The 12,656-nt window shown below is 69.2% G+C and carries 13 protein-coding genes; 1 reads left to right on the top strand and 12 read right to left on the bottom strand.

What is annotated here, in order from left to right; translation table 11 throughout:
- The gene (locus AB0I32_RS00935; protein WP_357501901.1) at positions 1–1,341 is read left to right on the top strand and encodes a tyrosine-type recombinase/integrase; all 1,341 of its coding nucleotides are present in this window, start codon (positions 1–3) and stop codon (positions 1,339–1,341) included.
- Between the two features lie 203 nt (positions 1,342–1,544).
- Here the strand turns inward: AB0I32_RS00935 and AB0I32_RS00930 are convergent, their stop codons facing one another.
- The 12 genes from AB0I32_RS00930 to AB0I32_RS00875 all read right to left on the bottom strand — a co-directional run bounded on the left by AB0I32_RS00930 (position 1,545) and on the right by AB0I32_RS00875 (position 12,642).
- Positions 1,545–2,570 carry a hypothetical protein gene (locus AB0I32_RS00930; RefSeq protein WP_357501899.1) on the bottom strand — a complete coding sequence of 342 codons (1,026 nt, stop codon included), beginning with the start codon at positions 2,568–2,570 and terminating at the stop codon, positions 1,545–1,547.
- A gap of 84 nt (positions 2,571–2,654) precedes the next feature.
- The gene (locus AB0I32_RS00925) at positions 2,655–3,752 is read right to left on the bottom strand and encodes a hypothetical protein (protein ID WP_357501897.1); all 1,098 of its coding nucleotides are present in this window, start codon (positions 3,750–3,752) and stop codon (positions 2,655–2,657) included.
- A 112-nt stretch (positions 3,753–3,864) separates the two neighbouring features.
- Positions 3,865–4,950 carry a hypothetical protein gene (locus AB0I32_RS00920; RefSeq protein ID WP_357501895.1) on the bottom strand — a complete coding sequence of 362 codons (1,086 nt, stop codon included), beginning with the start codon at positions 4,948–4,950 and terminating at the stop codon, positions 3,865–3,867.
- Between the two features lie 199 nt (positions 4,951–5,149).
- Positions 5,150–5,359, bottom strand: a complete 210-nt coding sequence (locus AB0I32_RS00915; RefSeq protein WP_357501893.1) for a hypothetical protein — start codon at positions 5,357–5,359, stop codon at positions 5,150–5,152.
- 426 nt (positions 5,360–5,785) lie between these two features.
- The gene (locus tag AB0I32_RS00910; RefSeq protein WP_357501891.1) at positions 5,786–6,772 is read right to left on the bottom strand and encodes a hypothetical protein; all 987 of its coding nucleotides are present in this window, start codon (positions 6,770–6,772) and stop codon (positions 5,786–5,788) included.
- A 56-nt stretch (positions 6,773–6,828) separates the two neighbouring features.
- On the bottom strand, positions 6,829–7,803 hold the full coding sequence (locus AB0I32_RS00905) for a hypothetical protein (protein WP_357501889.1): 975 nt from the start codon (positions 7,801–7,803) through the stop codon (positions 6,829–6,831).
- Entirely contained in the window at positions 7,800–8,489 is a 690-nt protein-coding gene (locus AB0I32_RS00900) for a hypothetical protein (RefSeq protein WP_357501887.1), read from the bottom strand. The genes AB0I32_RS00905 and AB0I32_RS00900 overlap by 4 nt, the downstream gene beginning before the upstream one ends.
- Positions 8,490–8,683: 194 nt before the next feature.
- Positions 8,684–9,097, bottom strand: coding sequence for a single-stranded DNA-binding protein (locus tag AB0I32_RS00895; RefSeq protein WP_357501885.1), 414 nt, complete (start codon positions 9,095–9,097; stop codon positions 8,684–8,686).
- Positions 9,098–9,439: 342 nt separating this feature from the next.
- A complete protein-coding gene (locus tag AB0I32_RS00890; RefSeq protein ID WP_357501883.1) occupies positions 9,440–10,129 on the bottom strand; it encodes a hypothetical protein in 690 nt (229 codons plus the stop codon).
- A gap of 77 nt (positions 10,130–10,206) precedes the next feature.
- Positions 10,207–10,395: a hypothetical protein gene (locus AB0I32_RS00885; protein WP_357501881.1), complete on the bottom strand. Its 189-nt coding sequence runs from the start codon at positions 10,393–10,395 to the stop codon at positions 10,207–10,209.
- A gap of 197 nt (positions 10,396–10,592) precedes the next feature.
- A complete protein-coding gene (locus AB0I32_RS00880) occupies positions 10,593–11,573 on the bottom strand; it encodes a hypothetical protein (protein ID WP_357501879.1) in 981 nt (326 codons plus the stop codon).
- Positions 11,574–11,640: 67 nt separating this feature from the next.
- The gene (locus tag AB0I32_RS00875; RefSeq protein WP_357501877.1) at positions 11,641–12,642 is read right to left on the bottom strand and encodes a hypothetical protein; all 1,002 of its coding nucleotides are present in this window, start codon (positions 12,640–12,642) and stop codon (positions 11,641–11,643) included.
- Positions 12,643–12,656: the final 14 nt, after the last annotated feature.

The following is a 12,656-nucleotide window of genomic DNA, read 5'->3' as shown; positions in this document are numbered from 1 at the left end:
ATGGGCAGGACTGAACTCAAGCCCGGCGAGCACGGCAGCATCTCGATCAAGCAGACCGGACCCAAGACGTGGCGCGCGAGAACCAGGCTCAAGCTCCTTACCGAAGAGATTGTGCCGGTCTCTCGAAACGCATCCCGGGAGGACGAGGCACGGCTCAAGGTGCAAGCTGCCGTTGCCGAACTGCTCACGGCCGGACGTGGCTCGGACGAGCTCAAGCCGGACTCGAAGGTAGGGCTCGCGTGTCGTCAGTGGATCACCGAGATGCGGGTTCGCTCCACCTGGCCACGGCCCCCGATGCGGACACAGACGATCGACAAGTACGAGTATCAGCTCGACCGATATGCGGTGCCGGTTCTGGGTAACAGGCGCCTCAACGAACTGACACCAGCCCTGTGTCAGCGCCTCATTGACTCCGTGGTCGCTCGCGGGATGCCAGGTGAGAACGACATGACAACCACCGCTGTTCGGATTCGAAGCGTCCTCAACATGGTGCTGGACCGCGCAGTCATCCATGACGCGATCCGTGACAACCCGATGCGCAAGACGATCACGCCGGACCTGAAGCAGCCCGTACCGCGCGCGATCACAGCGACAGACGTGTACCGCCTGCGCAAGGCCGTCCGCAAATGGGTCGAGGGTGGCAAAGACCGCCCTGGGCCGGATCCAAGCAGGAACCTGGCAGTCGTGATCGATGTCCTGCTGGGCACCGGCGCCCGCATCGGTGAGGCGCTCGCACTGCGGTGGGACGAGGTCGATCTCGATTCTGCGGACGGAGTACCGACGGTCACAATCGCAGCCACGATGGTTTCGGTCCGGGGACAGGGTTGCGTCCGACAAGGCATCCCTAAGACCGATGCTGGCGAACGCGTGATCACCCTTCCACCATTTGTCGTCGAATCCCTTCGAACGATCCAGCCAGCAACGGTCACGGCTGCGATGCCAGTGTTCCCCTCTCGCCGCTACCGCGATGACGGCACCGTCCTGCGGTGCCAGGCCCCGTCGAATCTTCGACGGCAGCTCCGTGCGGCACTCGCGGCAGCCGACATGACGGGAGAGGTGCATCCCCACCTTCTGCGATCGACCGTCGCCACGTTCGTCGCTCGTAAGCGTGGTGTGGCTGAAGCTGCCGCTCTGCTTGGCCACAAGATCCAGGCTGGTGTCACCGGCAGGAGCTACATCGAACGGCTCCGGCATGCACCTGACGTGTCGGCCGTACTGCAGGCGATGGTCGATATCGGAGAACAGGAAGGGCGCTTGCGAGAGCAGGGTCAAGGCACCGAGAGCGACGGCGCTAGTGGCAATGACCGTTCGGACGCTCGTGCCGAGGTGCAGGCCGCATGACCAGTTATCCGCGGTGACACTTCTCGGCGGCTCGCGGCTAACCGGTTGCGCGCAGCCGCGAGCCGCCGAGGATTGTGCGCCTCATCAGGCCGACGCCACCATGGCCCACGGCTGATTTGGTGTGCTGATGACAAGGGTGACCAAGTGGGTGGCCGGCTCGGCAGGCTGCTGACTAGCATCGCGATAGATCACAGGGCGTTGTACTAAAGGTCCGGCGTATAGGCCGGAGCCATGGATTTCGATGTCTGTTGCGGCCCGGTCTCTGGTGCGTGGTAACTGGGTGCACGGGGTCGCAGCCCGTTGATCATGACGGTGGCGATCTGGTCGAAGGCGACCTGCAGCGAATTACCCAGCGGTTCCGACCGGGGGGCGACTGTGAAGGTCGCTGAGTTGAGCTCGGGCCTGAGCTGGCCGAGCACGTGTTCGGGGTTGTCGAGCCAGTAGTCGTTGAGGTGGCCACGACCGGACGGGGTGATCACGTCGCGGGCCGGTGGGATGCCGGGGCCTGCCTGACCGGGCTGGCGGTGGTAGAGGAACAGGACGTCGGTCGGGCCTTCGGCGTTGCTGCCCGGTCGCATGGCTCCGCTCGGGAGCCGGACCGCGCCGATCAGGTCGGCCTTCGCGTCGGCGGCCTGGCGCAGGGTCGGGTCGGGGTGGTCGAGGAAGACGGGGGAGGCGAGCGCGACCGTGATCCCGCCGAGGGTGCTTTGGTTCAGTGCGCTGATCAACAGTTCTTGGTGGTAGGTGCCCAGGCGGGCGCGCCGGTCGGGATCGAAGAGCGCCACGTCGTGGAAGGGCAGGTTGGCCAGTACGAGGTCGTAGCGTCCGGGGTCGTTCTGCGCGCCGAGTTCGTGTACGGGCAGGTCGTTGTGTGGCCACTGGCTGGTGGGTGGGATCGGGGTGTGGAAGACGAGGTGACGTTGTGGGTCGCGTGGGTAGTGGGGGTGCGGGCCGAGGCCGGCGAGCATGTCGGCGTCGACACCTGCGGCGAGCAGATGACCGGAGATCTGCCCGGTGTGGTGTGTGACGGACTTCAGGGCTGGCCACAGGTGGATCGCGATTTGCCAGTGCCGGTCGACGCCCGAGATCTGCTGGTGTGCGTCCAGGGCGCGGCGGTCCATCACCGCGGTCGCCCGCGCTACGACGTCCATGCCGGGGTGCGGCTGCCCCATGATCAGGTCTGCCGCGAGATGCGCGCCGCCCTCGACGCTCTCGTCCTTCGCATTCATGGCGTCTCCCTTCGTCTGTCTCTGTCGTGGCATTGGTTCCGTCGGCGGCTGCTGGGTCGCAGCCGAAGACTTGGGGCGTGCGGGCTACAGCTGATGTGGGCCCGCTTTTGGATCGAAAGGTGCAGCGTCCATGTGGCGCGTAGATGGCGACGGCTGCGTTCGGCGCGGGATTGACGCCTTCGCGTTGCCAGGCCCTGCTGTGGAGCGCCGAGCGGACCAGGCCGTCTCGGCTTCGGCGAGACGTTCGTTGGTTGCCTGCGTCATGGCCGGGCGCATGGGGCGAGGATCGATTCCGAGTCGGATGGCTTGGGAGACGAGGGTGGTGAGTTCCGCGTCCTTGTCTGCGTGGCGCAGGAGGCCGTGGACGAGGGGTGGGTGCCATGCGGCAAGGAAGGTGGCTGCTGCTGCGGTGCTCGCGAGCTGGGGTCGCTGTTCGGGTGGTGCCGCGCGAAAGGTGCGCACCAGGGCACCGGTCCGGGCGTCCATCAGCTCGTCACCGCCGCTGATGGCATGGGCAAGCATGCTGTCGCGGACGAGGGCAGTGGTGGCGATTAGGTAGGACAGGACCGCCATCTGCTGGAGGTCGTCGACCCGGCTCGCGGCCAAGGTGTCCAGGGCGCGCTGCGCGATCTCGGTTTGCAGCAGGGGTGAACTGCCCAGGAGCTTGGTGGCCAGGTCGGGGTCGAGAGGCCTGAACAGCGGGGTCGGCAACGGCGCCACGGACTCCAGGAGCGCGGTGCGCGAGGCGGCAGGTGCGGGGAGTCCGTCTAGCGCGGCCCGGGGCACGACGCCGGCGACGGCGATCGCGCGTCCCCATTCACCAGTCGTGTTGCTCCGGACCCGCCCGTGGCCGTCGTGGACGTGGATCTGGAGGGAAGCCAGGCCGAAAGCGCCCTGGAGGGCGTCGGCCATTAGACGTGAGCGTGCCGGTCCGTCTGGACCGTAGGCGGTCACGACCAGTCGCGCCACAGGGTGTTCGCGGAGGGCTCTGGCGAGGTGTGCGGTGGTCTGTTCGGCGGTCTCGTGGTCTCTGCCAAGGCCGTCATTCCAGTCGATCGCGGCATGCACGACGGTCTTCATGTCGGAGTCATACGCTCCGACAACGACGTGCTGGTCGCCGAGCTGGTGGCCCACCGTGTAGGGCAACTGGGCGAGGTATTCGGCGAGCTTGCTCTTCTTCATGATGACGGCGTCCTTCCTGGTCGGATACGCGGCTGGTGCGGTGCACGGTCAGAGCCGTACGCCCGCATGGCGGAGTGGAGGGTCGTGTCGGAGCAGGCCTGGACGCGCTGGCTCACAGCCCGGGTGGCTCCGGGCCGGGACTGTTCGAGGGCGCGGGACCATCAGGCGTGGTCGAGCGGGCGTTGCGGCGCTGGGCGCGCAGCTGTGCGACCACAGTGCGCGCCTTGTCCAGGTCCTGGGCTCGGATCGTGGAAGGGCGCCGTGGGGCCTGGTCACCGGATTGGCGCGTTGCGGAGTTGATGGACGCGTCCAGATCAGCCGCGTTGGCCCGCAGCGTCAGTCCACGGGTGAGGGCGGAGTCGGCGATGGCGTTCAGTCCGGTTCGTAGTTCCTTAGCCAGGTCTACGCGCCCGGGGGCGACAGTTGTGTCCGCCGGTCCCCAAGGGTTGTCACGACTGGTCAGGGTGCCCAGGACGTGGTCGGGGTTGGCGTCGTAGTACTCGTTGACGTGTACCTCGCGGCCGTCGAGCGTGACCGGTATCGACTCCGTGAAGCGGGCCGGGCCGGGTGACCCACGGTGGTGGAGCAGGATCAGGTCGACGGTGCCGTCGTTGCCCGGGGCTCGGCGCAGTGCTCCGGCAGGCAGACGGAGCGCGCCGAGCAGCTCGACCGCGCGGTTCATCTCACGCCGCACGTGCGAGTCGGTGTCGTCCAGAAGCCGGCTGGAAGCTAGGAGGACGCTCAGCCCGCCCGGGCTGGTGAGTCCGATCGAGCCGAGCGCGTTGATCGCGTGCTGCTGCCACTGTCGAGCGGAGCCCACGGCCGAACGGGTCACGAGGTCGTTGGCCGGCATGTTGGTGATCACCAGGTCGAACGGGTCCGGTTGCGTGCCGGGGTGCTGATGCAGCTGCAGCCCCGTGTGTGGCCAGGACGGTCCCGGCACGAGGCCGATGAGTTCGGCCGTGGCACCTGGTGAGATCAGGCGTTCGGTCCGGGGGAGTCCGGCGTAGATCTCTGCGTCCTCGCCCATGACGAGCATCCGTCCGCTGACACCGAACCTGCGCAGGGAGGTCCAGAGTTCCTTGGCGATCAGTGCGTGCGGGGCTGTCGCGTCACTGGTCTCACGGTCGGTGAGGGCGGCAAGATCGGCCAGTTCGGCGAGGCCGGGCTCGAACTCGGGGTTCCAGGTCGGGTCCATGGTCAGCTCACCACCTCAGCCCGGTCGTCGACCGCTGCTGCGCTTGGCTGCTCGTGGCATGGCCTGCTGGTTCTCTCAGCGGACACGTTCTGGGTCATCGTCCTGCTCCTCCCGCGTTGGTGTGTTGGGAAGGTGTGCGGGGGACGACATCGCTCTCGGGACCGGACGGAAGCTGCTCAGGAGGCAGGGCAGAGGTAGATCAGAACGGGGGTTCGACGCCGGAGTCTGTGGGCGGCTCGTAGCGAGGTGGCAGGAACCCGAAGGTCACCGCCTGCCCGCGCGGGCGGGGCGGGATGATGCCGCGTAATTGCAGTTGCGCGCGGATGTGTGCGGTCTCTCGTGCCGCGGCGCGGTAGCCGTCGATCGTTGGGCCGAAGCGTTCAAAGCGGGTTCCGTCCTCGTCGGACACGATCTCTTCCCGGTACCCGCGGCCCATGTCCTGCAGGACCTCGCCGGCGAAGTCGTGGGCATCGACGACGCGTTGGATGTTGCCGCCCGCCTCGATCAGTCGGTACAGGCAGAACGAGGGCTGCGGGTCGGGGTTCGTAGGTCCAGATCTGGGAGTCGTAGACCCGCTGGCTGTAGAACACGTATTCCTGCCAGACACGTCGCGCGGTGCGCAGCCGGGACGTGTCCGCTCCGGGACTCATGCCGGGGATACCGAGGGTGAGCGCGTGCCAGCGTTCGGCGCGCAACGCTTGGTCGAAGTTCATCGCGGGCATGACGTTTCTCGCCTCCGGTCAGGGTGTGCGACTCCAGCGGCGCGGGCGGCGGATCCTGCTGGCCATGAGGGCAGGGACGGTTCAGGCCCCACCCGTGGGTTTCCGGCTTGGCGCTACAGGGCGGGCACGTCGGGACCCGCAGCCGGACCGTGCGGCCTGTCCTGCTTGGGGGCGGGGTGCGCTGGCCTCGCGGGGCGTTGCTTCGCGTAGAGCCCGTCGTCGATGGCGATGTCGACGTGCGTGGCGAGGGCCTTGGACAGGGTCCGGCCGAAGTCGCCGCCCATCGGGGCGACGGTTGTCATGTTGGGGTCGATCGGGTCGGGCACGATGTTGCCCACCGCCGCCCAGGGTGCGTTGGCGTAGCAGTCGTTGATGAGCATGTCCGGGGCGTCGTGGATGTGTACGGGGCTGCGGTCGATGAAGTTCAGGCCGGCGGGCGGATGACCGGGTTCGCGACGGCGCAGCATCAGTATGTCCACGGGACTGTCCAGCAACGGTGCCTGGCGCAGTGCGGATGCGGGCAGGCGCACGGCTCCGATCAGGTCCGCGTGCTTGGCGATCGAACGGCGCGGCTGGGTGTCCGTCCCTTCGAGGAGCTGGCGGTGGGCGATCGTGACCAGGAGTCCGCCGGGCCTCAGCCACGTCAGGGCGTCGCGGATGACCTCGTGGTGGAACATGACAACGTCGGTCTTGGTGGATCGGGTCAGAGCCCGTGCGTCGACAAGAGGAAGGTTGGCCAGGACGAGGTCCGCCGCTCCGACCTCTTGGTCATGTGCCGGCCGCAGTCGCAGACCCTGGTGTGGCCACCGGCTGGTGGGAGGCATACGAGCGGCCAGGAGCTCACCTTCCTCGTAGTCGTCGCTGTCGGCGAGCCTGGGGCCGTCGGGCGACGCGCCGGCGAGAAGATCGACGTCTTCTCCGACAGCGAGAAGCTGCCCGGTCGCGTACTCGAGCCCACGCAACTGCGGCCACAGCTGCGCAGCGATGTTCTGGTGTGCCACGGCGGCCGAGGTCTCGTGGTGGTTCTTCTTGGCGAACACCTCCAAGAGCATCTCCGGATCGGCCTGGACGAACTCGATATTGATTCCGTCGAACTCCATAACGAGTGCCTCTCGTTTCGTCGTTGCAGGTTGGTTGTGCGCTGTGCTGTTGGTGGTCACAGGTGCGGGCCGGGGGGTTCCTCCCGCCGGTGGGCGGCGCCGTGCCTAGGCGCAGGACTGCCGTGTACCGTCGCCCGGCTCGTCGTCGTGCTGACGGGGGCGTGCTGGCGGGCGATCTGACCGAACACGGTGTTGAGGCGACCCGGCCAGGTGCGGTCGGGGTCGTGGACGGCCAGCTGCTTCATGCCCCAGTAGTCGGTCCCCACGGCGCGGGTGCCCAGGACGCGGTCGGGGCGGGTGGTGAAGTAGGTGCTTTCGTGCAGCCCGTCCGTGGGTGACCACTGCACGCCGGGGAACTGCAGACCCGGGTCAGGGTGCGGGGTCTCGCGGCGACGCAGGACCAGGACGTCGAGCGGTGCGTCGCAAGCGGGTGCGGCACGCAGCGCGTGGGAGGGCAGCCGGGCCGCGCCGAGGAAGTCGGCCATCTGGGCCAGGCGTGCCCAGCGTGATGGGTCGGGGTAGTCCAGGACCATGTGGTTGGCCAGCAACACGGCGAGCCCGCCCGGTGCCAGGCCGTCCAGGGCCTCGATGGCCTGGACGTGGAAGCTGTGCAATCGCATCGCCCTGGCCTCGCGGCTGCGCAGGTGGATGTCGCTGTACGGCATCGATGCCACCGCGACGTCGAACGGCCGCCCAGTAGCCAGCCTCAAGGGGTACCGGGTGACCGGGAACGCGTCACGGTAGGCATCCGGCCTGGCCCCCGGAACGGGGCCCTGCCACCGATCGTGGATCGGGAACCCGTCGGCGTCGCGAGCCTGGGGCCGGTTCGGGTCGCCGGTCAGGAGGACCTGCGGGTCCACGCCGAAGGCCAGTGCCCGGCCGCCGACGGGGGCGCCCAGGCCCCGCAGCAGGTCCCAGACCATGGGCGCGAGCTGAGCGTGCGCATTGGTGGCGTCCGCGTGAGCTTGGACGGTGACGGCCGCGTTATCTGCCCGTTCCCGAGCACGCTGTGTGGGAGATGCGGCGGTCATGACCGGTCTTCCTCATCCGTGACGTCGGACGTCACCGAGCCGGGTGTGGGATCTTCCGCACCCGTCGTGGGCAGGCCCCAGGCGCGGCGCAGGCGGGCGACCCGCTCAGCGCGCGCCTGCTCGATCTCGACTTGTGCCTCGGCCTCGATGCGGCGTCGCCGGTCGATGTCGTCGGCGACGAAGATGGCGAAGTCCGAGGCCCGGTCGGTGACCGTGGCGGGGGTCGGGCTGGTGGCGGCTTCCTCCCCGGGCCAGGTGGTGAGCCGGGTAGGGCGGTCTTCGGTCAGCGTGGTGCCGCACCGCTGGACCCAGTCCCGTAGTCGGCGCCGGCAGTCGCCCAGGTCCCGCAGCCACATCAGCGGTGCCCCGGGGTGGGCGTCCTCGGCGTGCCCGGCCAGCCACGAGGTGCGCAGAGCGGACAGCTCCCAGACCAGCTCGGGGTGCCGGTGCCACATGGGAGGCAGCTCCTGCGGCGTCAGCCCGAAGGTATCGCGCAGCCAGTACACGAACGCGTCCAGCTGCCACCACTCCTGTTCGGCCCGGTCCGCGTCCAGGGTGTTCCAGTTGATCGGCACCACAGGCTCCGGCTCCGCCGGAAGCAGCAGGTCCGCGTCTGAGGACGCCGCGACCCCGCTGGGGCCTGGGGCGGCAAGGCTCGCAGGAAACAGCTGTGCGTCGTCGCTCACCTCGTCCAGTGCGTCGCCCAGGCCATCGACGTCAGGCAGGGGGTCTCCTGGGCGCCAGCCCAGCATCCGCAGGAGCGAGAGCTGAGACGGATCGGCCGGGAGGCCGTCTCGCGTGGCCAGCGGCTCGTCGTAAGGTTCCTGGCCAGGCAGATCGGGTTCTGTAGGGCCGGTGACGGATGCTTGGCCCGGGCCGCTCACGACGCACGCCCCGAATCGAGCCGCACGACGGGTGCGGTGGCTGGGCGGAGTCGGCGCCGGGTGCGAGTGACCTTGTACCGGGTGCGGGCCGCGTCGTGCCCGAGCCGGCGCGCGACGAACTCCTCGCACTGCACCGACTGTCCGTCGCGGGTCACGTCGTAGGTGTTGACGTGTCCCGAGGCGATGAACGCGTCACCGGGCCGGAACCGCGTCCGGGTGCGTTGGGTCAACTCGTGGAACACGACCAGGTCACAGGTGACCGGCTCCTGGGGCGTGAAGGTCTCGCCCTCGTGCCGCCACTGCTGGGCGCGCACCCGCGCACGCAGCACCGGTATGCCGGATTGTGTGGTGCCGGGCCGTAGCCCGGTGAGGAACACGCCTTCCAGGCTCTGCCGAATGGGGATCGTCATGATGGCTCCCTGCTCGGGTCGCGGGCGCCGGGGTAGCGCCCGTATCCCTTGCCAGGTGCGCGCTCAGCACCGCCCCACAGCCATGAGAGTGGCCGGGCTGATCCGATAGATCAGCCAGTGGGTGTATGTCAGGGACGTCGTGCTGGGGCCGGCCGACCGGAACGAGGATGAAGGTCTAGTTCCACCCGATGGCGTGCCCGGGACTCCGCTCGCACGGTCCGACCTGCACAGACGGGCCGGCGCGGCGGCGGGGTTCAGGGGTAGGAGGGCTTCACCGGAACGTTTCCGAAGGCGGCCGCGGGCAGATCGTTGATGAGGCACGTGAGGTCGTACACCACGGCGTCACCCCGCCCGCCGGCGGGCCGCAGCTCGCGTGGCGAGCGCGGTCGGTGCGGTGGTGCCGTGCCGGACAACCTCGAAGCGTGTGCCAGCGCCGTCGGCACGTGACTGACGGACCACAGACAGGTGCGCCTCGCGCAGGCAGTAGTCACCGTGGTCCGGGCCGCTCCACCTCGCATGCTCGACGTTGAGCACCAGCGCCGCGCCCTCCCAGGGCATCGGCGACAGGATCGTTGCGGCGCGCTGGCGTGCCCGGGCCAGGAGCTTGCGACGCTCGCTCGCTGTCGTGACGGCGTGCGGGCCTGCGACGGCGATCTCGACGCCGTCCAAGAGTGCGGCGAGGATCGCGGCAGCGCGACCGCCGACGTCGGGCACGACGACGACACGGTCCAGGTCGACGCCGGCCTCGGCCAGCGCCAGCGGGCTGAGCTCGGGCCAGCCGACCAGAGCCACCCACCTGTCGCGCTGCGTGGCGCCCAGGAGCCAGCACATCAGGCTCGCCGAGTCCCGAACGGTGACCGCTGCCCCGGTAGGTAAATCGCCGTCGGGCAGCAGCTCGGTCAGCGGGGCAGGCTCCGGCGGAGCGAGCGCGACGACCGGGTCGTGATGCTCGACCCCGACACGACGCTCCACCGACTCGAGCGCAGCACGGGCCCGATCCCATGCCGTCGGAGCCGCCGCCGTGTCGAACATGTGTTCTAGTGTATGCGCGAACACTGCGGAGCAGCCGGTCCGCTCGGATCAGGTCGAGGGCCGGGGTTCTATGGCGGTCAGCGCCGCGGAGGTTGGTAGGTGTCTGCTCGGTCGGGCACCCCGATGCTGAGCATCTGCCAGCCCTCGGGAACCTGAGCGTCCAACTCGTCGCGGCCCGCCTCGTAGGTCGAGGCTTCGACCTCGATCTCGCGGGCCTGGGACGGCTCGTCGCCGCGGACGGCGGCGCGGGTGTCGATCGTGGCCACGACCCTCATGTTGGTGCCCTTTCTGGTGCTCTCGCTCAGCTACATGATGCGACCGACCACTGACACCCGCGTGCCCGGCGAGAAAAAGTCAGTGGTGATCTAGGTGACACGGCCGCTGGTCCCGATGAGAGCGCCGTCGCTGGGAGTGGCGGTCGGGCCCGGCGCCCTGGTCCTAGTCGGCGTCGAGCAGCAGGCCGTCATAGGTGCAGGTTGTCGCTCCCACCGGGACGCTCGACGCGGTCGATGGGCCCGGGTGCGGATGGTGTCGGAGGTGGTTGGTCGGGTGCTGGCGTGTGCAGGAAGCCAGGTGCGGTCAGTCCGAGCTGGGTCGCGGCGCCCCCGATCCGCGTGAACGCCTCCTGCATCCGCTCACCCAGACGGGTCCGGTCTGCGACCGGGACCAGCGGCGCCGAACTGCCGGACCCGGGCAGAACCCGGCTCAGAACATGTTCGGGGTGAGCGGAGAAGTATTCGTTGATCGTCACCAGACGCTCGCCAAGCTCGATCGCCGAGATGTCGGTGAACGCGTGGCCCGCGCTGCGTGACCCGGAGGGGCGGCGGCGCAGCAGGACGACGTCGAACGGCACGCCCGGCCCACCGGGCGAGGGACGTGGCGGTACGCGTAGGGCACCGACCAGGTCAGCCTGCCGGGCGAGGTTTTTGCGCCCGGTGGGGTCGGGGCTGTCCAGGACTTGGGGATGCACGAGGGAGACGCTGATCCCGCCCCGGGCCGACAGGACGACACCTTCGGTGAGGACCTTGGTCCCGTAGTCGGCCAGGGCCCGCGCTCGCTGCGGGGTGGAGGGAGTCTGTTTGAACGGGACGTCCTGGAGCACGACGTCGAGCTGGCCGCGGTGTACGGGGAGCCGGGGCAGGTCAGCGCCCTGGTGATGCAGCCGGATCCGGTCGTGTCCGGACGCGTCGGGGATCATGGCGACGAACGCGAGGTACCCCGGGGGTGCGCCGGCGCGCCGCAGGTGGGGAGCCCGGCCAGACAAGGCGTCGCTGTTGGCTCCGCGCCCGCCGAGGTACCCGCTGTCGTAGCCCAGGGCACGCAGTACCGGCCACAGGTGTCGGCCTACCTGCCAGGCGTCGGCGAGGGCGGCCGGGTCGCCGGCGCCCATGGCGCGGCGCAGCTCGGCCGGTGTCAGGGTGCGGGTAGTTGTCGTCGGGTTCATCGGGCTGCTCCTGTCGCTAGACGCTCGTATTCGCACGGCCGTGACCAGCACGGTTCTGGGGGCTGGGTCATAGGGGCGGTACGGGCTCCGCCTGTGATGGGCGGTTGGTCTCGGCACTGGCCCGCGGTCTCGTGCCCGGCGTCGGGCGGGGCGTGGGCAGGACGTCGAGGCCCGGGGCTGTCCCCGGATCCGCGGCCGGCCTGTGGGTGCGGGCGATCTGGTCGAGCACGCGTGGCAGTCGGTGCTGCCAGGTGCGCTTGGTGTCGACGACGGTGAGCCGTTCTTGGTCCCACTGGTCGGTCTGGGTCATCGGCAGGCCCAGGACACGCTCACGATGCGAGCGGTAGTAGGTGGTGACGGGGATCCCGGCGCCCGGCATCCACTGCGACCGAGGCACCACGAGTGCGCTACCTGGTCCGTCGGGTCCGGGGGAGCGGCGGCGGAAGATCAGCAGGTCGGCCGGTGCGTCGCACTGGTCCTCGGTTCGCAGCGCGTGGGTCGGCAGGCGGGCGGCGCCGAGGAAGTCCGCGACCTGTCCGGTCTGTTCCCAAGGGGAATGCGCGGAGCCACCCAGTCCGGCACCGTCCAAGATGGAGTGATTGGCCAGTGCGAACACGAGCCCGCCCGGCGCAGACCTCTCCAGTGCGATCGCGAGGTCTTCGTGGAACCGGCGCTGCTGGTAGGACCAGGCCACCAGGCTACGGACGTGCACGTCCAGCCCGACCTGGGAGATCACCTGGGCGGTGAACGGGCCACGGACCCCGGCATCGGCCGGTTGCGGGTTGACGGTGTAGGCGGGGTAAGGCCACCTTGGCGGGATCTGAGCCTGCCACGGGACTGATCCTTCCCACATGCTCGCCGTCGGGTGCATGACCGGGGTGGTGCCGATCAGCTGGGCCGAGCCGGACCCGGTCACCAGGACATCCGAGCCGGGCGGCACGCCCAGGGCCAGGGCGGTGTGCCAGATCTGCCGGGCGAGGAAGTGGTGCCCGCTGGTCGCGTCCGCCCGGACGTGCGCGGTCATCGCGAGCCGGTCGGCCTCGATCAGACGCTCCTCGTACCGGTCCATGACACCCTCCCTGA

Origin of the sequence: Promicromonospora sp. NPDC050249 (assembly GCF_040656015.1) — a bacterium.
Classification (GTDB): domain Bacteria; phylum Actinomycetota; class Actinomycetes; order Actinomycetales; family Cellulomonadaceae; genus Promicromonospora.
This window is presented reverse-complemented; position numbering and strand designations above follow the sequence as displayed.

What these genes read in the sequence shown, in the direction of transcription:
- AB0I32_RS00935 (WP_357501901.1), top strand. Translation starts at nt 1, where the DNA reads ATGGGCAGGACTGAACTCAAGCCCGGCGAGCACGGCAGCATCTCGATC.
- AB0I32_RS00930 (WP_357501899.1), bottom strand. Translation starts at nt 2,570, where the DNA reads ATGAATGCGAAGGACGAGAGCGTCGAGGGCGGCGCGCATCTCGCGGCA.
- AB0I32_RS00925 (WP_357501897.1), bottom strand. Translation starts at nt 3,752, where the DNA reads ATGAAGAAGAGCAAGCTCGCCGAATACCTCGCCCAGTTGCCCTACACG.
- AB0I32_RS00920 (WP_357501895.1), bottom strand. Translation starts at nt 4,950, where the DNA reads ATGGACCCGACCTGGAACCCCGAGTTCGAGCCCGGCCTCGCCGAACTG.
- AB0I32_RS00910 (WP_357501891.1), bottom strand. Translation starts at nt 6,772, where the DNA reads ATGGAGTTCGACGGAATCAATATCGAGTTCGTCCAGGCCGATCCGGAG.
- AB0I32_RS00905 (WP_357501889.1), bottom strand. Translation starts at nt 7,803, where the DNA reads ATGACCGCCGCATCTCCCACACAGCGTGCTCGGGAACGGGCAGATAAC.
- AB0I32_RS00895 (WP_357501885.1), bottom strand. Translation starts at nt 9,097, where the DNA reads ATGACGATCCCCATTCGGCAGAGCCTGGAAGGCGTGTTCCTCACCGGG.
- AB0I32_RS00890 (WP_357501883.1), bottom strand. Translation starts at nt 10,129, where the DNA reads ATGTTCGACACGGCGGCGGCTCCGACGGCATGGGATCGGGCCCGTGCT.
- AB0I32_RS00880 (WP_357501879.1), bottom strand. Translation starts at nt 11,573, where the DNA reads ATGAACCCGACGACAACTACCCGCACCCTGACACCGGCCGAGCTGCGC.
- AB0I32_RS00875 (WP_357501877.1), bottom strand. Translation starts at nt 12,642, where the DNA reads ATGGACCGGTACGAGGAGCGTCTGATCGAGGCCGACCGGCTCGCGATG.